The organism is Rhizobium sp. FKY42 (assembly GCF_005222835.1).
Taxonomy (GTDB): Bacteria; Pseudomonadota; Alphaproteobacteria; order Rhizobiales; family Rhizobiaceae; genus Neorhizobium.
Window position 1 is genome coordinate 36,422 of record NZ_STGA01000028.1, and the last position, 23,286, is coordinate 59,707.

Genomic DNA, 23,286 nt, shown 5'->3' on the forward strand with positions numbered 1-23,286 from the left:
CATGACCGGCAAATAAGCTTTACGATCTGATCATTCCTGCGGCATTCTGCGCACCAGAATCGCACAGGAGAAGAGCAGCCATGATCACCATCTTTGGCATCAGGAACTGCGACACCATGAAGAAGGCGCGCAGCTGGCTGGACAATCACGGCGTCGGCTATCGCTTCCACGACTACAAGTCGGAAGGAATCGATCAAGCACATCTTGCCAAATGGATTGCATCCGAAGGTCTTGACGTTGTTTTGAACCGCGCGGGCACAACTTTTCGGAAGTTGACCGACGAAGACAAAGCCAACTTAAGCAAAGACAAGGCAATCGCACTGATGATTGCACAGCCCTCCCTTATCAAGCGTCCTGTCCTGGAGGCCAACGGCGCCATCACCATAGGCTTCAAGCCAGAGCTCTACGAGGCTCTTTTCTCGTCCTCTCGTTGATCCCGAGGTTGCGATGTCCAAGATTACGCGCGCGACGCAAGCGCTTGAAAAGGCTGGCGTCTCCTTCACCGTCCACTCCTATGATTACGACCCCAATGCGGAACGGATCGGCCTCCAGGCGGCGGAAGCCATCGGAGAAGAGCCACATCGCGTGCTCAAGACGCTGATGGCAGAGGTGGATGGGAAGCCGGTCTGCGTGGTCGTGCCGTCGGACCGCGAGGTATCGATGAAAAAATTGGCGGCTGCGTTTGGTGGCAAATCCGCAGCCATGATGAAACCCGCGATTGCCGAAAAGGCAACCGGCTACGTCGTCGGCGGGATCAGCCCTTTCGGTCAAAAGAAGCAGGTTCCGACCGCAATCGAGGAGGCCGCGATGAACGAACCGCTGGTTTATATGAATGGCGGCCAGCGCGGGCTCCAGGTACGCCTTGCGCCAACCGATGCACAGCGCGTACTCAAGGCGATCATCGCCTCCGTCATTGCAGAGCGTTGACGCCCGGCCTATCTTCTAGCCATATCTTCTTGAAAGCAGGCAGCACATGACCCTTCACACCGAGATCAAGATCCCCGTCGACCCGATAAAACTGGAAAAGCTGGCGGAGGTCGCCGTCAAGGTGGGCCTTCAATTACAGCAGGGGCAGGATCTGGTTATCACGGCGCCGCTGGCGGCACTTACCCTTGTGCGTCTGATCACCAAGCATGCCTATAGCGCAGGTGCTGGCATTGTTTCCACCTTCTATTCGGATGAGGAAACCACGCTCGCACGCTTCCGCTACGGGCAGGATGCGAGCTTCGACAAGGCCGCCGACTGGCTCTACGAAGGTATGGCCAAAGCCTACGCCGGAGGCGCTGCGCGTCTCGCTATTTCCGGCGACAACCCCATGATGCTGACCAACGAGGATCCGGAGAAGGTTGCCCGCGCCAACAAGGCGACATCCATTGCCTACAAGCCAGCCTTAGAGAAGATTTCCAACTTCGACATCAACTGGCACATCTGCTCCTATCCGAACCCGGCCTGGGCACGACAGGTCTTCCCGGACCTTCCTGAAGAAGAAGCCGTCCACAAACTGGCTGAAGCGATTTTCGCGGCCTCGCGCATCAACACGCCTGATCCGATCGCTGCCTGGGCAGAGCACAACGCCAATCTGAAAAAGCGCTCCAGCTGGCTGAACACAGAGCGATTCTCGGCGCTGCACTTCTCCGGGCCGGGCACTGACCTGACCGTAGGTCTCGCAGATGGTCACGAGTGGCATGGAGGCGCTTCGAAGGCCAAGAACGGGGTCATCTGCAACCCGAACATACCGACCGAAGAAGTATTCACGACGCCGCATGCCCTGAAGGTTGAAGGGACCGTTTCGTCAACGAAGCCGCTCTCGCATCAGGGTACGCTGATCGACAATATCCAGGTTCGTTTCGAGGCCGGCCGTATTGTCGAAGCCAAGGCGTCCAAGGGCGAAAGTGTCCTGAACAAGGTGCTCGATACGGATGAGGGTGCCCGTCGTCTGGGTGAAGTGGCGCTGGTGCCGCATTCATCGCCGATTTCGGCATCGGGTGTGCTGTTCTACAACACGCTGTTCGACGAAAACGCCTCCTGCCATATCGCACTTGGCCAATGCTACTCGAAATGCTTCCTCGACGGCGCATCTCTGAGCCCGGAGCAGATCAAGGCTCAGGGTGGCAATTCCTCACTCATCCATATCGACTGGATGATCGGTTCCGATCAGGTTGATATCGACGGCCTGCGAGAAGACGGCAGCCGCGTTCCGGTCATGCGCAAGGGTGAATGGGCGTAAAGCAGATTTTCCTCGTGCGTCATGCCAAGGGGCGCACGAGGGTATGTCTATCTGCCAACCGCCTGCGCTCGCTGGCTGATCCAAACGCCGAGTAAAACGACACCTACGCCCAAAACCTGCAACAGTGTCAGGGCCTGCCCGAGCAGGAGCCATCCGAGTAGAACAGCGACCAACGGACTAAGAAAGCCGAGGGCTGAGACGGCCGCCGGCTCAAGGCGCGACAAGCCGCGAAACCAGAGAATGTAAGTTAGTGCGGCACCGACCAGTCCGAGATAAGCAAAACCAATCACGTTCCGGACTGTGGGGATCGGCATCGCAGGCTCCAGCAGCAGCGCGAACGGTGCAAGCAGCAAGCCCCCAGCCGTCAGTTGCCAAGCGGTAAAGGTTAATGGAGAAACCGGCGGCTTCCACTTTCGGCTCATGACCGTTCCAAAAGCCATGGAAACGGCACCACCCAGCCCGGCCGCGACACCCAGGGTATCCACGCCAGCCTTCGGCGTCAGCACGAGAAGCGCCACGCCTGCCATGCCCGCCACCCCACCAACAACCGCCAGAGGACGTATCAATGAATCAAGAAGGAAGCGCGCCAGCGCGATGACGATTAATGGCTGCACGGCTCCCACTGTTGCGGCGACACCCCCCGGCAGGCGATAGGCTGATACAAACAGGCAGGCCCAGAACAGGGAGAAGTTCAACGCCCCCAGGATCAGGCTTTTCCACCACCAGCTACCATGAGGCAGTCTTCGAACGACGAGGAGAAGCAGGATGCCTGCGGGCAAAGCCCTAAGAGCAGCGACCGTCAGGGGCAGATCGGGCGGCAAAAGTTGCGTCGTCACGATGTAGGTGGATCCCCATACCGCCGGGGCGATTGCCGTCAAGGCCGTATCTGTTGTTCTGCTCATAGACAGCTCCCTTTATCTTGACATCAAGATAACTTGTTACATCTTGACGTCAAGATAATGATCGGCCACAGTTCAGTTATGGATCACGTCGCGCGCATACTTGCCCAATGGAATGCTGAACGCCCGGATCTGGATGTTAAACCGATGGGGCTTCTCGGTCGCCTCGGACGACTTCAAAGCTACCTGATGCGGGAGATCGATGGCGTTCTCGTTACCCATGGTCTAAACCGCGCAAACTTCGATGTGCTGGCGACCCTTCGCCGTGCGGGAAAACCCCACCGGCTTTCTCCGGGAGATCTTCTGGCGGCAACCATGGTTACCTCCGGAACCATGACCAACCGCATAGACCAGTTGCAGAAACAGGGTCTCGTGGAGCGGATTTCGAACCCCCACGATGGCCGTAGTGTCCTGATCGGCCTGACTGCTCAAGGTTTAGCGATTGTCGATCGTGCCGTAACGGATCATGTAGCAAACCAGCATCGGCTGACATCAATGCTCAGCGAAGAGGATTTCAAGATGCTTGATGCGCTGCTGGCCAGATATCTTGCAGCGTTTGAAAACCAGATTGAAAACTAAGCAAAAGTTTAGAACAGAGAGCCCTGTTCCGGCTTTTCGGTTGCCTGCTTTGTCGGTTTCTTGCGCGGAGCAGATGCGGGTCCGAGAACAACACCTGACGGAGCCGGAGGCGGCGCATCTGTATCGCCAGCCGTTGCCTGCACGTGTCCATCGGCGAACTCGATGGACAGCATTTGTCCGGCAGCGATATTGGCGGCCCGCGTCAACGGTCGATCATCCTCGCCGCGAATGACCGCATAACCGCGTTTGAGAACATTCTTGTAGGACAGAGATTGCAGCATACGGTCATGGGCCTGCACAGCAGCAGTTCGCCTGGACAGCGCATGAACCAAGGCCGTATCGGCATGCCGGATCAGGGATTGAAGCTTCAACCGATCACGCTCGATCTGCCCGCCCAGCCTCTGCGGTAGAGACAGAAGACTGACCTCCGCCTTGGCCAGACGGCTGCGTTCGCGTAGCAGATGCCGCTCCAGGCAGCGATCCTTGCGCAAGACCTGCTCTGCAATACGCCGGCGACCATCCGCAATGCGACCAGAAAGAAGTTCCAGCCGCAACCCCGCCGTCGCGCGCTCCATTATCCGGCGCTTGGCAAGCGTGGTTCTCTCCAAACCTCGACCCAGTCCTGCAGACGCCTCATCGAAACGTCGGCGCGGCAAGGCCAGCAGTTGATCAAGAGAGGGAAGCGCCCGCACCAGCGCCCGCAGGTTCTGCCGACGGCTGTCCATCTGGCGCGAAGAACTGCCTCGAAGCCGCGCTGCAAAATTGGTAATCTGCGCGTCGAGATCGGCCTTTACCGGAACCGCCATTTCGGCAGCCCCGGTCGGCGTTGGCGCTCTCACATCGGCGGCGTAATCGATCAACGTCCAGTCGGTTTCGTGACCCACAGCAGAAATGAGCGGAATCTCGCTCTCCGCCGCGGCGCGCACGACGGCCTCGTCGTTGAAGCTCCAGAGATCCTCAAGGCTGCCGCCACCGCGGGCAACGATCAGGACATCGGGCTTACGAACCGTGCCCAAGGGATCAAGGGCATTGAAGCCGCGGATCGCATTTGCCACCTCGTCGCCCGATCCCTCCCCTTGCACCTTGACGGGCCAGACCACGACATGCACCGGAAAACGGTCCGTGATACGGTGAAGAATATCACGAATGACGGCGCCAGTCGGTGACGTGACGACGCCGATCACCTTCGGCATGAAGGGGAGACGTTTTTTGCGAGCCGGATCGAAAAGTCCTTCAGCCCCGAGTTTGCGCTTGCGCTCTTCCAGCAGCGCCATCAGCGCCCCGGCGCCTGCGGGCTCCAGTGTTTCGATGACGATCTGATATTTCGATGAGCCGGGGAAAGTCGTGACCTTGCCGGTCGCAACCACTTCCATACCCTCTTCCGGACGAAACTTCAACTTGGAGAAGGATCCCTTCCAGATCACCGCATCAATGCGCGCCTTGTCGTCCTTTAAGGCGAAATAGGCATGACCGGACGAATGGGGACCACGATAGCCGGATATCTCGCCGCGCACGCGGACATGATCGAACGCGGTTTCGACGGTACGCTTAATTGAGCCGGAGAGTTCCGACACCGAAATTTCGGCCAGGTTCGTCGGCTGATCAGAGAAAAGGGATCTGCTCATAGGTCCTGTCTATCGTATCCGGATGCGATTTTCATCCGACCGCGATGGATTGTCCTGCACTTTTCTTAAGGACCGACGGTATAGATGCGGAAATGTGACCCTTCCTTCACGGGCTGAGGCTGAAGGAAATCGGGAACATTGCCTTTGGCAAGCTGCGCATAGAGGCCTTGTGGGTTTACCCGTATCAGGTTTCGAGTCTGTGGATCACCCGCACAGAAAGCGAGGATCGTTACCTTCGCACCCTTCAGGAAGGCCTCAGCCTCGCTGGGCTTCGCAAGCCCGATATGAAGCTCGGTCAGCATTCCAGCCTGGTTGCGGTGGTATGGCGCACTCAAAACCCGGTGCGGCGTGTAGCGAAGGATGGTAGCGCCACTATCGGAGGGGGCCGCAACGACGCCCGTGGGATAACCCGCAAGCGCCAGGCCATCGGCGCTGGATCGGCAGTTGGCTTCCTCCTCTGCAACAGTCTTCTCCTGTCCAAGCAGCGTCTTGAAACTGAGGGCATCCCTCACTCCGTTCGTCGTAACCGCGCCAAACAAGGCCCAGACAACCGGAACGGAAAACAGAGCGGCGAGAATGTAAGCCAGGCCTGCATTCATGTTTTCCGGTTCGGCATTCGAATGGCGCTTCAGATCACTGATCAGCAACGAAAGCGGAAGGATGGTCAACGCATTGGTGATGGCGGCGCCACGGACTTGGACGAGGGAGATCAGCCATGCGGTTCCAACTAGCGCCAGAAGCAACAGATGCGCTTCGGCTCTGTCTTTCTGAACGATCCTGAACACACAAACGGCGACCGCAAACAGGCCGACAAGATAGAAGGCTCCAAAAGTATCGGGCGAGGTCGCCAGCAGCGTACGAGCCGACTGTGCTTCCGTCGTATTGTCGAGCCAGAGTTCCACCAGCATCGGGTCGAGATTGGCAAGAGGATTTCCGAGGCATTGCGGCGCGATCAATAACCCCGTTGAAAGAACGGCGACCCCTATGAGCACCACGGCAACGACACGCTGTTTGAATGTCACCAGACCCGTCATGCGACTGGCAAGAAAGAGCCCGGCGCCACCGACGGCCGAAAGCGAATAGAAGCCCAGCGAAAGGTTATCGCAGGTCACCGCACCGTAGGCGCTGGGCGGCACAGTCGTGAAGAAGAATGCCGAAATGGAAAGAGCAAAGGCAAGACCGAAGCTCTGCGCCGCCGGAGCGAATTCCCTTCCATGCCAGCACCATTGCAAGGTAACGACCATGCAGCCCACAGCGACAACCGGTACGGTTTCCGCCCCGATTGCGATCGCAAAGCCTGCCGCAATGCCCGCAAACAGATGGCTCGAACCACTCCATCGCCTGTCCAGCAACATCGCCGTCATCACCATGAGCGTTGCCAGTTGCACATTATGATGATCGATGTTGCCGGGATAGAAGCGCTTCATCGTGAAAATGTAGAGGCAGGCCAGACCCAGCGAAATGTGCATGGTGGGAATGCCGCCGAGGCGCCGGCCGGCCAGACCGGCAGCCGCCAAGAGAACCACAGCGGTGCACAGTGGCCAGACGATGAGGGCAAGCGTCTCTGCTTCGATGGATGATCCGGTGAAGAGGGAAAAAAACCGGATCAGGGCTGCTATCGGCAGATCGACAAAGCGCGACCAATGCATCAACGTGCCGCCCTCCAGGCCGAGACGGTACTGATGCAGGTCGAACCAACCCTGACCATTCAGCAGATCACGGACCTGAACGAGCCGCACCACATCGTCGTTGTCCCCGCCGACATAATCACTGGCTGTTGGCAGATGAAAGACCAGGATCAGGCCGATCAGAACGACCGCGTAGACAAGAACGCTTGGCAGAAGCCGGGTGAAAGTGCCTCTCGGTTTTTGACGTTCATCGCCATGAAGGCCGCTTTCGCTTGTCCAGATGGTCATAATCGGTCAATCTCCGGCAACGGCATGCGAAGTGCTGCGCGGTCGAAACCTAGCCTTAACCTTCTCAAGAAATAGTAAAGCGCGAGTGCCCGGTTCTCTTTCCGGCATCGCCTCCATTTGCAGTGTACCGAGTAGATCAAATCATGGTTGATGCCGCATCGGGCGAACTGAAGATCGCCATCCTTCTGCCTTGCTTCAACGAGGCTTCCACCATCGCATCCGTCGTCCAGGGTTTCAGATCCGCTCTCCCCTCCGCCCGAATCTACGTCTACGACAACAATTCCACTGATGGTACGGCGCTCGCGGCCATGCTGGCGGGTGCCGAGGTACGCCGTGAGCGGCGTCAGGGCAAAGGGCATGTGGTGCGTCGAATGTTTGCCGATATCGAGGCCGATCTCTACATCATGGCCGATGGCGACGGCACATATGCGCCGGAAGATGCCGACGAGCTTGTACGAACGCTGTTGACCGAGCGTGTCGATATGGTTGTCGGAACACGACGCGGGGTGCATGCCGACGCAGGCCGCCAAGGCCATGCGGCGGGCAACCGATTGTTCAATCTTCTCTATCGGCAGATGTTCGGCTCAGATTTCACTGATATCTTTTCGGGTTACAGAATCTTCACGCGGCGCTTCGTTAAAAGCTTCCCGGCTGTGTCGGGCGGTTTCGAGATCGAAACGGAAATGTCTGTTCACGCCTCCCGGCTCAAGCTGCCGGTGACGGAGCTAGAGTTGGACTACGGGCGGAGGCCGGAGGGGTCATTCTCGAAACTCTCCACGTTCCGGGATGGCTTTCGCATTCTTCGAATGTTCGCCATGCTGATGAAGGAAACTCGCCCGTTTGCCTTCTTCGCCGTGATTGCGGGCCTCTTCTGCAGTGCGGGCCTGCTGTTCTCGGCACCCGTTATCATTGAGTATTTCAACACAGGTCTCGTCCCGCGAATGCCGACCTGGGTTTTCTCGCTCAGCCTCTACGGTCTTGGCTTCGTCTCCTTCGCAGCGGGCGTTATCCTGGATTCCGTTGCGCGGGGCCGAAACGAAGTGCTTCGGCTGAACTACATCAACCTGCCCTCCTTGTTTTCCGAACAGCAGCGCTCCCCGGTTGCCACCACCGAAGGGAAGCGGGACGCAGCATGAAACGCGAGACAACCAACAAGATCCGCTTCGTCATCGAAGACATCCTCCCGCCGATCCTGCGCGATTCGAAGCTGTTTCTCTGGATCGCGCAGAGCGCCTGGGGCTCGCACATCTCCCATCTTGCCAGATTTCGCGAACGCGCGCCTTTCCTGACAGCGGATGAATATGCCGAGCTTTATCGCAATCATCCGCGCGTGCACGCTGGCACGGATAATTCCGACGCCTGCATCCGACGTATCGTAAGCGAGATTGCCGGATCAAGCGTCTGCGATGTCGGCTGCGGAACAGGTGCGCTGTTGACGCATATCAAAGCCGGCAATCCAAACCTTACCCGCGTGACGGGTGTCGACTTCGTCATTGATGATGCGGCGGCCTTGCCGGGCGTCGAGTATGTGGCCGCCAAGATCGAATCCCTGCCCTTCGCTGACGGCGAATTCGATACGGTGGTGTGCACGCATGTCATCGAACACGTGCTGGAGTATCGGCAAGCCATTGCAGAGCTTCGCCGAATTGCACGCAAACGACTAATCATCGTCGTGCCGCGCGAACGAGAATATCGCTACACGTTCAATCCGCACTTCAATTTCTTCCCCTATACGCACTCCTTCCTGCGCGCCGTTCACCCGGTTCCGTTACGCCATGTATGCGAAGATATCGGGCGCGACATCTTCTACAGGGAAGATCGAGAAGGTTGAGCACGATGGATTTTTCCAGTCTTACACCGGCACTCTGGCTCGGGCTTATCGGCACCCCGCTGATGATCGCCATGGGACAGGTGCTCTTCAAGATGACGAGCCAGACGGCGGGTTCGTTTTCCTTCAGCGGCCTGTTATCACTGGCGCTGAACCCGATCCTTATTGCAGCCCTTATTCTCTACGGGCTCGGTACAGTCATCTGGATCTATGTGTTGAAGTTCGTGCCGCTGACGATCGCCTATTCGTTCATGGGCCTTACCTTCTGCTTTGTGCCGGTGCTGGCGCAAATCTTCTTTGGCGAACCATTGAGCCTGCGCTACGCTGTTGGAGCTTTCCTGATTATTGCGGGATTGCTGACCATCAATGTCTGAAAGGCGCGAGAGAACAGACTGGCTGGTCATGGCCGGTATTACGGTGCTTGCCGACCTGTTGCTCTTCATGGTCCTCGATACAAGGATGCAAGGACTGGTCGTCTCGCGACTCATGTCGCTGATCCTTGCTTACGGGATTGCACAGGCCATTCGCCTGCTCACCGGTTTCGGCAAGCCACCGCGAGCCTTCGTCGAACGGCCCGGTCTCTGGCCGCTCGTTGTGATCACCGTCATCGTCAATACGGGGCTATTCGTTGTCTTGAGCGAAAGAGCGCCGATTGTTCAGCCGGTCGTCCATCTCGCCTTGTCTTGGCTCGGCTCTCTTGCGTTTCTTGCCTTTGGGCTGAAACGGATCCGCCGTTTCCAGCGACCAGACGAGCAGGATTAGACCTTTTCCCAGCCGTCGTGTTCGCTTGCGCGGTAAATGGCATCGATGAACCGCTGGTTGGCACGCGAACTTTCCAGCGTAACGACCGCGGCCTGACTGCCGGTTGCGGCGCGCGCGAAGGCCTCTGCCTGACGCTTGTACTGCCTGCTGTCCTGGAAGCGAAACACTTCGGAGCGTCCGTGACCCTGATCGGTCAGTTCGACCTCTTCGGCCCCGTAGCGATCGGCATTGAACGGCGATTTGACCTCGATGAAGCCCTTGGTGCCGTGGAACACCATGATCTGCCGGGCGGCCATCTGGGTGGCGATATAGAATGTCAGATCGAAATCCCCGAAGTCGGCTTTCACGCTGGAATAGATATCGGTTCCGAACTCCGGATCACGCTCCGTCGTGGCCTGAACCCGCAATGGCTCCTTGCCGGTGGCGAAACGGGTGGCCATGGTCGGATAGACGCCGATGTCCGGCAAGCCACCGCCGCCCAACTCCGGAATGTTTCGCATGTTGGAGGGATCGCGGTTGAAATAGCTGAACGCACCTTGCACGTGACGCAGACGCCCGATGGCCTCATTGCGCAGAAGTTCCCGCACCTTGTGCCACACGGGGGCATAGGTAATCATGAAGGCTTCCGAGATCAGCACCTTGTTGCGATCCCGTGCCTCGATAAGCCTGTCGATTTCATTGGCCTTCAAGGAAATCGGTTTTTCGCACAGCACATGCTTGCCTGCCTCTGCCGCCTTGATCGTCCATTCCACATGCTGACTTGTGGGCAAAGGAATATAGACGGCATCAATCGCATCGGATGCCAGCATCTCTTCATAGGAACCGAACGCATGCGGCACGGAAAACCGGTCCGCCATGGCACGGGCGCGGGTTACATCCCGGCTGGCAATCGCGCTGACGACGGCATTCTCCGCATCTTGGATGGAGGGAATGACAGCGTTCTGACCGATACGCGCGGTGGAAAGGATTCCGAAACGGAACATGGGGATCTCCTCACTATTTTCGGTCTACCTTACGAACGGGATGAGGCGGATGCAATTGGTGTTCGGACGTCAATCCAATCGATTTATTTCCGTGATGTTCCATAACGCGTTTTGATTGGTACATGACCTTCCATAAGGATAGCGTTGCTCCATATCCCGCACCTATCCGTTGAGATTCCAGGAGCAGTTTCCATGCAACACCGCGCCCTTGGCCGCACAGGCTTTTCGATCGCCCCTGTCGTTTTCGGCGGCAATGTCTTTGGCTGGACCGCCGACGAAAAGACATCCTTCGAGCTGCTTGATCGCTTCTTCGACGCAGGCTTCAACACCATCGATACCGCCGATGTCTATTCGGCCTGGGTCGACGGTCACAAGGGCGGCGAGAGCGAAGAGGTGATTGGCAGATGGCTGAAGCGCGGAAGTGTAAGCCGTGACAAGGCCATCATCGTCACCAAGGTCGGCTTCGACAATCGCGGCCAGAAGACAGGTCTTTCCAAGGGTTGGATCGAACAGGCGATCGATGCCTCCTTGAAGCGGCTAGGAACCGACTATGTCGATCTCTATCTCGCCCACAAGCCGGATTCCGAAGTTCCCGTCGAAGAGAGCCTGGAGGCATTCGCAAAGTTGAAGCAGGCCGGGAAGGTGCGCGCCATCGGGTGCTCGAACTATGATGCGACGCAATTGCAGGCCTCGCTCGACGCTGCTGCCAGCCAGGGCCTGCCGCGCTACGACGTGCTTCAGCCGGAATACAATCTCTACACCCGCGAGAAATTCGAGGGAGAGCTTGCGGGCCTCTGCCAGCGTGAGGAGATCGGCGTCATCAGCTACTATGCGCTGGCTGCAGGATTTCTGACCGGCAAATATCGCGAAATGAAAGACACCGAGGGTGTCGCGCGCTCCTATCGCGTCGCCGATTACCTCAACGACAAGGGGATGCGCATCCTTGCGGCGCTGGACGAGATCTCGGTCGAAACCAATGCGTCTCCGGCCAGCGTCGCAATCGCCTGGGTGGCTGCGCGGCCCGGAATCACCGCACCGATTGCCTCCGCAACATCCTTGCGTCAGCTGGAATCGATTGTGGCCGCGGGCGCGCTTCAATTGTCTGCCGACCAGATGACACGCTTGAACGAGGCAGGTCTGTGATGGGCATCGCTATCCGCAATGCAACTGCTGGCGATGAGACGCGCTTTCGCGAACTCTGGGCCAGCTATCTGGATTTTTATCAGGTCACTGTGTCGGACGAGATTACGGCTTCGACCTTTTCAAAGGCACTAAGCCCCGATAGCAGCATCTTCATGCGCGTTGCAGAGGTTAATGGGCGCGTCGAGGGCTTCGCGCTCTGCCTAACGCATGAAGGCACATGGATTCTCGGCAAGGATCTCTATCTCGAAGATTTGTTCGTCGATGCCAGCCAGCGCGGCAAGGGCGTGGGCCGCGCCTTGTTGCAGGATCTTGTCGATCTATCGAAGGTCAATGGCTGGTCTCGGCTTTACTGGCACACAGCCGAGACGAACGCCACGGCACGGAAACTTTATGACAGCTTCGTCCAGTCAGACGGGCATCTCAGATATCGCATCGCGATCGGCTAGATCGGTTTGTTTTAAACCGGAAGGGTTAGACCATGCAGAAGAGAAAACTTGGTTTCCTGGAAACCTCCGCTCTCGGGCTGGGCTGCATGGGCATGACCCATGCCTACACACCCGTCATCGACGAGCAGGCTTCCCTGAACACGCTGGCACGCGCCGTGGAACTCGGCGTGACGCTATTCGACACGGCGGAAGTCTACGGACCGTTTACCAATGAGGAACTGGTGGGCAAGGGCATCAAGCCTTACCGGGGCAAGGTACTGATCGCGACCAAATTCGGCTTTACCATCGGCGATCAGGCAAAGGCCGCGCGTCCCTCGGGCGTTGACAGCCGTCCGGACCATGTACGGGCTGTGGCGGAAGCTTCCCTCAAGCGGCTCGGTGTCGAGGTGATCGACCTGCTTTATCAGCACCGCGTCGATCCGGATGTCCCGATCGAGGAAACGGTAGGCGCCATGGCGGAACTCGTGAAGGAAGGCAAGGTGCGGGCACTCGGACTTTCCGAGGCAAGCGCCGCAACGCTCAAGCGTGCACACGCTGTTCATCCCATCGCCGCCATCCAGAGCGAGTATTCACTGTGGACCCGTGACCCGGAGGAAAACGGTGTTCTGGATACCTGCCGGGAGCTCGGTATCGGCTTCGTTCCGTTCTCGCCACTTGGTCGAGGGGCGTTGACCGGCGCGCTCAAGAACCTAGATGGCTTGGCTGAAAACGATTTCCGTCGCGGCCTTCCCCGTTTCCAAGGCGAGAATTTCGATGCCAATCTTGCGCTGGTTCACCTGCTTGAAGAGATGGCGGCGAAGAAAGGTGTCTCCGCAGGTCAACTGGCTTTGGCATGGGTGCTGGCGCAGGGCGATTTCATCGTCCCGATTCCCGGCACGACGAAGATTGCAAATCTGGAGAAGAATGTCGCCGCAGCAGATATCCAGCTGTCTGCTTCAGAACTGAAGGAGTTGGGTGACCTGCTCTCCCCCTCCAAGGTCAAGGGCGAGCGCTATCCGGAAAGCATGGCCAAGATGGCCAACAAGTAACACAACCGCTGGATCGTACTCCGGAAGGGTATAAATCCTCTGGAGTACTCACCTTCGTTCAGGCGATGGGCGAGACACCAAAATGTTGAAATTCATCGATGATTTCTGACAGTCGCGTCTCGACTTTATTATATTAGTGATATCTTTCTCTTTATTTTCTGATAGTTAGTTTCCTTTCAGCCTATGAGGCTTTTATGTCCATTTTCGATCTTGGCGGCGATGCGCGGTCCATCCTCGCAGCGCTCAACCGCTCGCAGGCGATCATTGAGTTCGACCTTAGCGGTTGGATCCTGCACGCAAACGAGAACTTCCTCAAAGCCATGGGATATCAGCTGTCGGACATCGTTGGGCAGCATCATCGAATGTTCGTGCTGCCCGCCGAGACTGGATCCCGCGAATACAAACAGTTCTGGTCCGGCCTCGCAGAGGGTCGTTTCGACCAGCGTCAATACAAGCGCGTTGCGAAAGGTGGCCGGGAGATCTGGATTGAAGCCTCCTATAACCCGGCCTATCGTGGCGGGAAGCCGTTCAAGGTCGTGAAGTTCGCGACGGATATCACGGCACATCAGCAGACCCTTTCCGGCGTGCTCAATCAGACCGAATTCCTGATGGAGAATGGCGAGGCTATGAGCAAGTCAGCCGACGAACTGTCTGCCCGCACGCGGCAGCAGGTTGCGGCTCTGGAAACCACGGCCACCGCACTTGCCCAGGCCACGTCGAATGTTCGCTCCGCCACCGAGCGCACGCGCGAGACGCGAAAGCTTGCAAGCGATGCCCGCTTGGCTGCAGCGTCATCCGTCGAGGTCGTTCGCAACACGGTGAGCGCCATGGAGCGGATCGAAGCAGCTTCGAACGAGATCGGCAAGATCATCGGGGTCATTGACGAGATCGCCTTCCAGACAAACCTGCTCGCTCTCAACGCCGGGGTAGAGGCTGCACGCGCCGGTGATGCCGGCAAGGGACTTGCCGTCGTGGCGCAAGAAGTGCGGGAGCTTGCACAACGTTCCGCAAGCGCTGCAAAGGAAATCAAAACGCTGGTCAACACGTCAGCGGATGAAGTGAAAGATGGCGTCCGGCTGGTTGGCGAGACAGGCAAGGCTCTGCAGGAGATCGAAAGCTTCGTGGAAGCAATCGATCGCAATGTCGATGGCGTTGCCACCTCCTCTGCCGAGGAAGCGCTTGCGCTGGATGAAATCAACCACTCGGTCATGGATGTCGATCGCATGGCGAAGGCGAATGGCGCAGGCGAATGCCGAGATGGTGGCGCATTCCACGCAGATCAGCCAATCGCTGTCGGACGGCACTGCCGTCCTGACCGAACTGGTTTCGCGGTTCAAGATGAACAGGCGCGGCACTCAACGCGAAAACAAGCGCGAGATATGGACGCCGGAAGAACGCGCCCACCGGATTGGTCACCTGCGCCAGGCCTCCTGACAGAAAGGCCAGGCGACCAGTATCGCCCAGCCCCTTCCCTTGGGAGGAAATGAGGTTGATCAGGCGCGCACGCGACCGCCGAGGAAACCTGCAAGGGCACCAGAAACGAGATAAAGCAACAGGATCGTCGTTGCAGCCCAAACCGTCAGACCGTACAACCCACCGCTACGGGGAATTCGATGTGACAGCCGACCGGCAACATAGGCACCCAGGACCAACTTCTGACCGTGACTGTCACGGCGCTCAGGAACGGCGAATTAGACTATTGGTTCCCGCTACATAAGGCGAAATATTCTACGCTATTCTTTCCTTCTCCCGCGTGCGAAGGGTAAGCGGAAACCGTGCAAACATCACGGCGTTGCCAGCAAGCGTCAGCGTAAGCCCCAGAATACCAGCCGGAGTCCAGTGATAATCCTCATAAAAGCTCGACAAAGTGAGCGCGACGACCGGAAAGAGAACCGTTGCATAGGCAGCTTTCTGTGAGCCGATCCGCGAAACCAGCATGAGATAGGTCGTGAAACCTACGACGGAGCCAATCGCCGAGAGATAGATCAGTGCAGCGATGTAGGTTCTATCCGGCGGCGCAACGACAGGTGTTTGCGTCACTGCAATCAGGAATAGCAAGGCCAGAGAGCCGTAGGTCATCCCCCAGGCATTGGCGGTTACGGGCGAGAGACCGGCGGCACTATTGCGGCGGGAGGCCATGTTGCCGAAGGAAAAGAAGAGCGTTCCGAGCGCCGAGAGCGCTATGCCCTTCCAGCTGTCGGGCTTGACCGCCAGAAACACATCCGGTCCAAAAAGCAGGCAAAGACCTGCCACACCAAGGGCCGCGGCAAGAAGCGTACGTGATTTGATGGGATCGCCAAAAAAGATCCTGGCATTCACGGCATTGTAGACGGTCGCCAGAGAGAAGACGACGGAGATAAGCCCTGAAGGCACATAGGCCGCCGCATGATAGAAGCAGAGAAAGTTGCAGCAGAAGAGTGATAGCGCCTGAACGACGACAAAGGGCTGCTGCTTAAGCGTCGGCACCTTCAGGCGGCCAGATATCAAGAGTGCCCCAACAAGAATGAGGGCAGCAAGGCCAAAGCGATAGAAGACGGAAACCAGCACCGGCACAGGCCCGATCTGCAGCGCAATGGCTATCCATGTCGTTCCCCAGATGAGCACGGTGGAGGAGAAAAGCAGCAGATTGGTCATGATGGCACCTGAATGTCATTTCGAACACAGGCTCTATCCCGACAGAACGGCCAAGCGCTTGCACGATCTTGCGGCAATCCTGTCTTCGACGCGCTGTTGCGATATATTTGCAGTGGTCATGATGACTGTGGCAGCTGTAGGATACGCTCCGGCTATCCCCGAGTTTCATCATGCTGCACACCGCATCCATCTTTGGCTCCTTATCCGCGTCCTCCCGCGCCAGAAGGCTGGGTGCGCTTGATATGGGCGCGAACAGGGCGGCCGCTCTTTGGCAGAACAGCCATGACCGCATGCACTATGAGCGCCCAGACGGCCATACGTTCAGCTTTTATCTGCATGGTGGTGATGGAACACGACGCGTCGATGGCGCGCCGCTGTGCGGAAGGCCCGGCGCACTATGTATCATGCCGCAGGGCGCTTCATCGGAGTGGGAGATCACCGAACGCTTCGAGTTCGTCCATCTGTATATCGCCGATGATGAATTGTGCCGCCTGTTCTCGGAAACCTTCGATCGCGATGCACGTCTTATGATCCTGCCAGAAGCAACCTTCGACGAGGCCCCTGCGGTCGCCTTCGCCCTCAGCAAGCTCGCAACGGCTCTTCAATCCAATCACCATGTAATGGCCGAGGAGGCTTCCGTCTCTATGGCCTATCAAATCTTCGCCGACCCCCGCTATGGCGGCCAGAAACAGTTTACGCTCCGAGGTGGGCTCGCACCGCAGGTTCGCCGACGTCTGTTCGACTATATCGAAGCAGAACTCCACCGACAGATATCACTGCGGGAATTAGCATGTACTGCCAATCTCAGTGAATTCCATCTTCAGCGCATGTTCAAGCAAAGCTGTGGGGTGAGCCCGCATAGCTTCATTCTCAATCGCAGGATTGAAAAGGCCCGTCGGATGTTGGCCAGTGCGGAACCGATTGCGGAGATTGCCGCCGCCTGTGGTTTCAGCCATCAGAGCCATCTGACGCGCGCCTTCAAGACCATGACAGGCATTACGCCCTTTGCCTATCGCCTGTTGAGCAACGGCAATTCGGCAAATACACCCTGGATCGGGAACTGATACGTGCCGTCTCCGACTGGCAGCTCATGGACTGCCAGCCGGATTGATCCGTGATCAGGCGCGAAGCACGCCGCCGGTCGTCTTCTCGACATTGCCGACAATCTTCTTCGTCAGCGCGTCGAAATCCTCGTCCGTCAGCGTCTTGTCGGTCGGCTGGATCAGCACTTCGATGGCGATCGACTTCTTACCTTCGCCTAGGGATGCGCCCTCGAAGACATCGAATACGTTGACGCCCGTGATCAGCTTGCGGTCAGCACTCGTGGCCGCCTTGATGATGGAGCCGGCATCGACAGCCTTTTCCACCACGAAGGCGAAGTCTCGCTTCACCATTTGGAACGGAGAAAGCTCCAACGCCGGCTTGGTGCGCGTGGCCTTCTTCTTAGGCTCCGGCATGGCATCGAGATAAACCTCGAAGCCTGCCAGTGCGCCGGACACGTCCAGCGCCGACAGCGTGTTCGGATGGAACTCACCGAAATGGCCGAGCACCACCTTGGGGCCCATCTTGATCGTGCCGGAACGGCCCGGATGGTACCAGGAAGGGCCGCCCTGCTCCACCTGCACATTGGCCATGGGCATGCCGCAAGCTTCGAGAACAGCCAGGGCATCTGCCTTGGCATCGAACACATCGACGGGCTTTCCGCCACCCTTGGCAGCGTTGGACCACAAACGGCCTGAACCGGAAAGCGAGGCCGTGCCGCGTCGAATGCCACCGGCTACGCGACGCTGCTTTTCGGGCGTATCACCTTCATAAGTTCCGGAGACTTCGAAGATCGCCACGTCACCATAGCCCTTGTCGGCATTGCGCTGGACGGCAGTCAGCAAACCGGGCAGAAGCGAAGGCCGCATGTCGGACATGTCGGCAGCAATCGGGTTGACCAGCTTCAATGCCGGGCTTCCGCCGCCGAACAGCTTGGCATGATCTTCCGGGATAAAGGACCAGGTGACGGCTTCCAGCATGCCGCGCGAGGCAAGCGCCCGCTTGGCAACGCGCGTACGGATTTGCAGCGTGGTCAGGATACGGCCATTGACCGTATCCTTGGCAGCAAGCGGTTCCGGCTTGATGTTATCGACGCCGTGAACACGCATGATTTCTTCGACAAGATCCGCCTTGCCCTCGACATCGGGACGCCAGGAGGGAACAGCGACCTGCACCTGCTGATCGTCACCGGAAAGGATCTCGAAGCCGAGACCTGTCAGGATCTGGCGGCTTTCCTCAATCGAAACGGTCAGGCCCGTCAGACGCTTGACCTCCGAGAAGGGGAAATCGACGATTCTGCGGTCATGGCCCTTGTAACCGGCAACACGGGCCTTGGCTGCCGTGCCACCGCACAGTTCCAACACCAGTTCCGTCGTACGCTCAAGACCCGGCATCATGTATTCCGGGTCGACGCCGCGCTCGAAGCGGTAGCGCGCATCGGTAATGATGCCGAGCGAGCGGCCAGACTTGGCAATGTTGATGGGATCCCAGAGCGCGGATTCAATCAGCACGTCCACCGTGTTCTCGTCACAGCCGGAATGCTCGCCACCCATGATGCCGCCGATGGATTCGACGCCATTATCATCGGAAATGATGACATTGTTCGGCGACAGCTTGTAGGTGCGGGTGTCGAGAGCGAGGATTTCTTCGCCCTCTGTCGCACGGCGAACAGTGAGATTTCCCTTCACCTTTGCCGCATCAAACACGTGCATGGGGCGACCCTGATCGAAGGTCATGTAGTTGGTGATGTCCACCAGCGCGTTGATCGGGCGAAGGCCGATGGCCTTCAAACGCTGCTGCATCCAGGCAGGGCTCGGGCCATTCTTCACGCCGCGAACAAGGCGCAGCGCAAAACCGGGGCAAAGGCTCTCGTCATCGAGATCGATGGAGACTTCGACCGGAGTTTCACCATCCACCTTGAAGGACGGCGTCTTCGGCTGCTTCAGCGTACCGAGACCGGAAGCCGCCAGATCGCGCGCAATACCGAAGATGCTTGTGCAATCGGGGCGGTTTGGCGTGAGGTTGATCTCGATGACCGGATCATCAAGTCCTGCGAAGGATGCAAAGGTCTGGCCGACCGGCGCATCCTCTGGCAAGTCAATGATGCCGTCGTGATTATCGGAGATGTTGAGCTCCTTCTCGGAGCACATCATGCCGTGGCTTTCGACGCCGCGGATATTGCCGACTGCAAGCGTCACATCAATGCCCGGAACATAGGTTCCCGGACGCGCCAGGGCGCCGACGAGGCCAGCGCGGGCATTCGGCGCACCGCAAACCACCTGCACCGGCTTTCCATCTCCCGTATCGACCATCAGCACCTTCAGCCGGTCGGCAGACGGGTGCTTTTCGGCGGACACGACCTTGGCAATGACAAACGGCTTGTAGGCTGCGCGATCATCAACATCCTCGACTTCGAGGCCGATCGCCGTCAACCGCTCGCAAACCTGCTCCAGCGTCGCCTCGGTTTCCAGATGTTCCTTCAGCCAGGAGAGCGTGAATTTCATAAGTTTATCCTCCGTGCTGAATTACTGGCTCAAACCGCCGAACAGTGTCGGCATGTCGAGCGGACGGAAACCGTAATGGCTCATCCAGCGCACATCGGCGTTGAAGAAGTCGCGAAGGTCCGGCATTCCGTATTTCAGCATGGCGATACGGTCGAGACCCATGCCCCAGGCAAAGCCCTGGTATTCATCGGGATCGAGCCCCCCGGCGCGCAGAACGTTCGGATGCACCATGCCGCAGCCAAGGATCTCCATCCAGTCCGTGCCTTCACCGAACTTAACGATCGGGCCGGAAGAACGGTCACACTGGATATCCACCTCGAAGCTTGGCTCCGTGAAGGGGAAGAAAGAGGGGCGGAAGCGCATGGTCACGCTATCCACCTCAAAGAAAGCCTTGCAGAACTCTTCCAGAATCCAGCGCATGTTTCCGACATGGCTCTTCTTGTCGACAACCAGGCCTTCCACTTGGTGGAACATGGGCGAATGGGTTGCGTCGCTATCCTGACGGTAGGTCTTACCCGGAATGATGATGCGGATCGGTGGCTTCTGGGCTTCCATGGTGCGCACCTGCACAGGCGAGGTGTGCGTACGCAGAACCTTGCGCTCACCCTTCTCGTCAGTCGGAAGAAAGAAGGTGTCGTGCATCTCGCGGGCCGGGTGACCTTCCGGGAAGTTCAGGGCCGTAAAATTGTAATAGTCGGTCTCGATGTCCGGGCCTTCCGCGATGGAGAAACCCATATCTGCAAAGATGGCGGTGATTTCATCGACGATCTGACTGATCGGATGAATACGGCCACGCTCTGCGGGCGACGAGCGCACCGGCAGCGTCACGTCCAGAGTTTCTGCTGCAAGCCGGGCATTGATTGCGGCGTCGCGCAACACAGTCTTGCGTGTGGTGAGCGCCTCCGTGACCTCGTTCTTCAGCGCATTGATCGCGGCTCCGCGGGTCTGGCGCTCTTCCGGGCTCATGGCGCCCAGTGTCTTCAGCAGTTCTGAGACGGAGCCCTTCTTACCCAGCGCCGAAACGCGAACGCCTTCCAGGGTCGCCTCATCGGATGCGTCGTTGATTTCGGCCAGAAGCGAGGATTTCAGGTTTTCCAGATCAGACATGATGTTTTCCGTTTGATGCTCGGCGAAGACCAGGAAGGCCCGCTCTCCACCCGTTGCACTTGGTCGTAACGGTCCAATGAAAAACCCGCGCCAGCCCAAACCAGCGCGGGTTTCCCAAATCAATGAAGCTCGTGAAGCTTGGGAAGCGCTGGTTAACGAACCGCGCTTTCAAACTCGTTTGCCGTACCGGCGTCCTTGAGGTAGGCGAGCGCCTTCTTGGAAGCTTCGACGAGAGCGCCGAATGCTGCCGGCTCATGGATTGCCATGTCAGACAGAACCTTGCGGTCCACTTCGATGCCAGCCTTGTTCAAGCCGTCGATGAAACGACCATAGGTCAGGCCGAATTCGCGGACAGCAGCGTTGATACGCTGGATCCACAGAGCGCGGAAGTTGCGCTTCTTGACGCGACGGTCGCGCGTTGCGAACTGACGCGAACGATCGACAGCTGCCTTTGCGGCGCGGATGGTGTTCTTACGACGACCGTAGAAGCCCTTTGCGGCCTTCAGGGTCTTGGTGTGCTTTGCGCGTGAGGTTACGCCACGTTTTACGCGTGCCATGTCATGATCTCCTTAATGTTCCGAAAGCGAAATGGTCTCAGAGACCGTTTGGCAGGTAGTTCTTGATGACCTTCTTGCCGTCAGCTTCGGCCAGAACCATCGTACCGCGAGCATCGCGGATGAACTTGTTGGAACGCTTGATCATGCCGTGGCGCTTGCCAGCAGCAGCGGCGAGAACCTTGCCCGTCGCAGTGACCTTGAACCGCTTCTTGGCGGACGATTTCGTCTTCATCTTGGGCATTTTGCTACTCCGTATTCTTGTATCGAAGCTGGCTGATGAGGCTGGCTTCAAGCTATTCAAAAACGGCCACGGCATGCCCTGCCGGACCGTTCGGACGCGCGCTTATACCGACAGACCGGTAAAAGCGCAATGGGGGTGAGCAGATTTGCGTGCACGGCCGCAAATGGACCGTCGCAGGATGGAAAGGCACCGATTAGCGCGGCGCCAAAACCATCATCATCTGGCGGCCTTCCAGCTTCGGCTCGGCTTCGACCTTGGCGATTGCCGCGGTGTCTTCCTTGACCTGAAGAAGAAGCTTCATGCCGAGTTCCTGGTGCGCCATTTCACGACCACGGAAGCGCAGCGTAACGCGAACCTTGTCACCGTCTTCGAAGAAGCGATTGATGGCCTTCATCTTCACCTCATAGTCATGGGTGTCGATGTTCGGACGCATCTTGATTTCTTTGATTTCGACGATCTTCTGCTTCTTGCGCGCTTCGGCAGCCTTCTTCTGGTTGGCATACTTCAGCTTGCCGAGATCGAGAATCTTGCAGACCGGCGGCTCGGTGTTCGGAGAAATCTCGACGAGATCGAGACCTGCCTCCTCGGCCATTCTCAGCGCCTGGTCTGTCGGCACGATGCCGAGGTTTTGACCCTCTGCGTCGATCAACTGGACGCGAGGAATGCGGATTTCCCGGTTAGAGCGCGGTCCGTCTTTGACAGGAGCGTCGGTCTTGAATGGTCTGCGAATGGTCGTATTCTCCTCGAATAATTAAAGGGTCGCAGCGGCGGCCCGTACGCTCGTGGCGCAATGAAAGGGCAATTTCGTCAACGCTGCTCCGAAGTCAATAGCATAGTGTCGCCAATAAATCACCTAGTGCCGCGTTTTTACGAATCTGTTTTATAGGTGCATCTGTTTGAAGGAGAATGAGCCATGAATCTGTCGGTCGCGCCCTATAAAAGCACCCACATCACCGTTGGTGAGGGCAGACAAGCCCGGCAGATCGCGCTGGTTCACCGGCAGGGGCAAGCAGCCGATTCCCCCATGCTCGTCTGGCTCGGCGGCTATCGCTCCGACATGAGCGGCACCAAGGCCCTGGAAATGGAGCGATTGGCTGAAGAACTGGGTCTGCCGTCGCTGCGCTTCGATTATTCCGGCCACGGCATTTCCGGCGGCGAGTTCCGCGATGGCACGATTTCACGCTGGCTGGAAGAGGCTCTGTCCGTCATCAAGGCTCATCCGGCCAGAGAAGTCATCCTCGTTGGATCCTCCATGGGCGGGTGGATTTCCTTGCGGGCGCTTCAGGAACTCCGCAAACAAAGCGAGACCGGGGTAAAGGGCCTCGTCCTCATCGCCCCAGCGCCGGACTTCACGCATGACCTGATCGAGCCTGCGCTCAGCGAGACCGAGAGGCAGTCGCTCCGGGAACGGGGGTTTTTCGAAGAGCCCTCGGAATACAGCTCGGAGCCGAATATCTTTACGCGCGATCTCATGGAGGATGGGTTCAGCAACCGCGTTCTGACCGGGATCATCGAGACAGGATGCCCGGTTCACATCCTGCAAGGCATGAAGGATGCGGATGTTCCATTCCAGCATGCGCTGAAGCTCGTGGAATTCCTGCCTGCCGATGACGTCGTTCTGACACTGATCCGCGACGGCGATCACCGCCTGTCCCGACCGCAGGATATCGAGCGCATGCGGGCGGCGATTATCGGATTGATCTGATTTTCATCCGCAACATTATATGTTGCTGAAATGAATCGATCTTAACCATAAATTACGAGCA

The 23,286-nt window shown here is 58.0% G+C and carries 23 protein-coding genes and 1 pseudogene; 14 read left to right on the forward strand and 10 right to left on the reverse strand.

Annotation, left to right across the window (positions count from 1 at the left end; translation table 11 throughout):
- The first annotated feature begins 80 nt into the window (after positions 1–80).
- From E8M78_RS09600 to E8M78_RS09610, 3 genes are read left to right on the forward strand one after another with little or no spacing between them, the layout of a single operon-like run.
- Positions 81–434: an ArsC family reductase gene (locus E8M78_RS09600; RefSeq protein WP_137134849.1), complete on the forward strand. Its 354-nt coding sequence runs from the start codon at positions 81–83 to the stop codon at positions 432–434.
- Positions 435–447: 13 nt separating this feature from the next.
- Entirely contained in the window at positions 448–927 is a 480-nt protein-coding gene (gene ybaK / locus E8M78_RS09605; protein ID WP_137134850.1) for a Cys-tRNA(Pro) deacylase, read from the forward strand.
- Positions 928–973: 46 nt separating this feature from the next.
- Entirely contained in the window at positions 974–2,227 is a 1,254-nt protein-coding gene (locus tag E8M78_RS09610) for an aminopeptidase (protein ID WP_137134851.1), read from the forward strand.
- Positions 2,228–2,274: 47 nt separating this feature from the next.
- Here the strand turns inward: E8M78_RS09610 and E8M78_RS09615 are convergent, their stop codons facing one another.
- Complete coding sequence (locus tag E8M78_RS09615; RefSeq protein ID WP_137134852.1) at positions 2,275–3,129, reverse strand: EamA family transporter; 855 nt, start codon at positions 3,127–3,129, stop codon at positions 2,275–2,277.
- Positions 3,130–3,207: 78 nt separating this feature from the next.
- On the opposite strand from E8M78_RS09615, the gene E8M78_RS09620 reads away from it, so the two are divergent.
- Positions 3,208–3,705 carry a MarR family transcriptional regulator gene (locus E8M78_RS09620; RefSeq protein ID WP_137134853.1) on the forward strand — a complete coding sequence of 166 codons (498 nt, stop codon included), beginning with the start codon at positions 3,208–3,210 and terminating at the stop codon, positions 3,703–3,705.
- An 8-nt stretch (positions 3,706–3,713) separates the two neighbouring features.
- Here the strand turns inward: E8M78_RS09620 and xseA are convergent, their stop codons facing one another.
- The gene (gene xseA, locus E8M78_RS09625; RefSeq protein ID WP_137134854.1) at positions 3,714–5,330 is read right to left on the reverse strand and encodes an exodeoxyribonuclease VII large subunit; all 1,617 of its coding nucleotides are present in this window, start codon (positions 5,328–5,330) and stop codon (positions 3,714–3,716) included.
- Between the two features lie 65 nt (positions 5,331–5,395).
- Positions 5,396–7,246 carry a hypothetical protein gene (locus tag E8M78_RS09630; protein ID WP_137134855.1) on the reverse strand — a complete coding sequence of 617 codons (1,851 nt, stop codon included), beginning with the start codon at positions 7,244–7,246 and terminating at the stop codon, positions 5,396–5,398.
- A 143-nt stretch (positions 7,247–7,389) separates the two neighbouring features.
- Here E8M78_RS09630 and E8M78_RS09635 point away from each other — a divergent pair, with 143 nt between their 5' ends.
- The 4 genes from E8M78_RS09635 to E8M78_RS09650 are packed head-to-tail and all read left to right on the forward strand — an operon-like array spanning position 7,390 to position 9,836.
- The gene (locus tag E8M78_RS09635; protein WP_137134856.1) at positions 7,390–8,382 is read left to right on the forward strand and encodes a glycosyltransferase; all 993 of its coding nucleotides are present in this window, start codon (positions 7,390–7,392) and stop codon (positions 8,380–8,382) included.
- Positions 8,379–9,077, forward strand: a complete 699-nt coding sequence (locus tag E8M78_RS09640) for a class I SAM-dependent methyltransferase (RefSeq protein ID WP_137134857.1) — start codon at positions 8,379–8,381, stop codon at positions 9,075–9,077. The genes E8M78_RS09635 and E8M78_RS09640 overlap by 4 nt, the downstream gene beginning before the upstream one ends.
- A 5-nt stretch (positions 9,078–9,082) precedes the next feature.
- Positions 9,083–9,448, forward strand: a complete 366-nt coding sequence (locus E8M78_RS09645; RefSeq protein ID WP_137134858.1) for a transporter — start codon at positions 9,083–9,085, stop codon at positions 9,446–9,448.
- Complete coding sequence (locus E8M78_RS09650; RefSeq protein ID WP_137134859.1) at positions 9,441–9,836, forward strand: DUF4175 domain-containing protein; 396 nt, start codon at positions 9,441–9,443, stop codon at positions 9,834–9,836. Before E8M78_RS09645 ends, E8M78_RS09650 begins: the two co-directional genes overlap by 8 nt.
- On the opposite strand, the gene E8M78_RS09655 is transcribed toward E8M78_RS09650, so the two are convergent.
- Positions 9,833–10,819 carry a Gfo/Idh/MocA family oxidoreductase gene (locus E8M78_RS09655; RefSeq protein ID WP_137134860.1) on the reverse strand — a complete coding sequence of 329 codons (987 nt, stop codon included), beginning with the start codon at positions 10,817–10,819 and terminating at the stop codon, positions 9,833–9,835. The genes E8M78_RS09650 and E8M78_RS09655 overlap by 4 nt on opposite strands.
- Positions 10,820–11,011: 192 nt before the next feature.
- On the opposite strand from E8M78_RS09655, the gene E8M78_RS09660 reads away from it, so the two are divergent.
- From E8M78_RS09660 to E8M78_RS09675, 4 genes and pseudogenes are all read left to right on the forward strand, one after another.
- Positions 11,012–11,962: an aldo/keto reductase gene (locus E8M78_RS09660; RefSeq protein ID WP_137134861.1), complete on the forward strand. Its 951-nt coding sequence runs from the start codon at positions 11,012–11,014 to the stop codon at positions 11,960–11,962.
- Positions 11,962–12,408 (forward strand): GNAT family N-acetyltransferase, encoded by a 447-nt coding sequence (locus E8M78_RS09665; protein WP_137134862.1) that lies wholly within the window; start codon positions 11,962–11,964, stop codon positions 12,406–12,408. The genes E8M78_RS09660 and E8M78_RS09665 overlap by 1 nt, the downstream gene beginning before the upstream one ends.
- 32 nt (positions 12,409–12,440) lie before the next feature.
- On the forward strand, positions 12,441–13,436 hold the full coding sequence (locus E8M78_RS09670; protein WP_137134863.1) for an aldo/keto reductase: 996 nt from the start codon (positions 12,441–12,443) through the stop codon (positions 13,434–13,436).
- A 194-nt stretch (positions 13,437–13,630) separates the two neighbouring features.
- Positions 13,631–14,870 (forward strand): annotated as a pseudogene (locus tag E8M78_RS09675) (PAS domain-containing methyl-accepting chemotaxis protein).
- Between the two features lie 294 nt (positions 14,871–15,164).
- Here the strand turns inward: E8M78_RS09675 and E8M78_RS09680 are convergent.
- Positions 15,165–16,070: a DMT family transporter gene (locus E8M78_RS09680; protein ID WP_137134864.1), complete on the reverse strand. Its 906-nt coding sequence runs from the start codon at positions 16,068–16,070 to the stop codon at positions 15,165–15,167.
- 290 nt (positions 16,071–16,360) lie between these two features.
- Between E8M78_RS09680 and E8M78_RS09685 the strand changes: the two genes are divergently transcribed.
- Complete coding sequence (locus E8M78_RS09685) at positions 16,361–17,134, forward strand: AraC family transcriptional regulator (protein WP_137135058.1); 774 nt, start codon at positions 16,361–16,363, stop codon at positions 17,132–17,134.
- Positions 17,135–17,188: 54 nt separating this feature from the next.
- Here E8M78_RS09685 and pheT read toward each other — a convergent pair whose 3' ends face one another.
- The 5 genes from pheT to infC all read right to left on the reverse strand — a co-directional run bounded on the left by pheT (position 17,189) and on the right by infC (position 22,250).
- A complete protein-coding gene (gene pheT, locus E8M78_RS09690; RefSeq protein WP_137134865.1) occupies positions 17,189–19,615 on the reverse strand; it encodes a phenylalanine--tRNA ligase subunit beta in 2,427 nt (808 codons plus the stop codon).
- Between the two features lie 21 nt (positions 19,616–19,636).
- Complete coding sequence (gene pheS, locus E8M78_RS09695) at positions 19,637–20,722, reverse strand: phenylalanine--tRNA ligase subunit alpha (protein WP_137134866.1); 1,086 nt, start codon at positions 20,720–20,722, stop codon at positions 19,637–19,639.
- Positions 20,723–20,874: 152 nt separating this feature from the next.
- On the reverse strand, positions 20,875–21,279 hold the full coding sequence (rplT, locus tag E8M78_RS09700; protein WP_137134867.1) for a 50S ribosomal protein L20: 405 nt from the start codon (positions 21,277–21,279) through the stop codon (positions 20,875–20,877).
- Positions 21,280–21,316: 37 nt separating this feature from the next.
- Positions 21,317–21,520, reverse strand: coding sequence for a 50S ribosomal protein L35 (gene rpmI / locus E8M78_RS09705; protein WP_062555095.1), 204 nt, complete (start codon positions 21,518–21,520; stop codon positions 21,317–21,319).
- A 193-nt stretch (positions 21,521–21,713) separates the two neighbouring features.
- The gene (gene infC, locus E8M78_RS09710) at positions 21,714–22,250 is read right to left on the reverse strand and encodes a translation initiation factor IF-3 (protein WP_137134868.1); all 537 of its coding nucleotides are present in this window, start codon (positions 22,248–22,250) and stop codon (positions 21,714–21,716) included.
- A gap of 183 nt (positions 22,251–22,433) precedes the next feature.
- On the opposite strand from infC, the gene E8M78_RS09715 reads away from it, so the two are divergent.
- Positions 22,434–23,225, forward strand: a complete 792-nt coding sequence (locus E8M78_RS09715) for an alpha/beta hydrolase (RefSeq protein ID WP_137134869.1) — start codon at positions 22,434–22,436, stop codon at positions 23,223–23,225.
- Positions 23,226–23,286 lie beyond the last annotated feature (61 nt).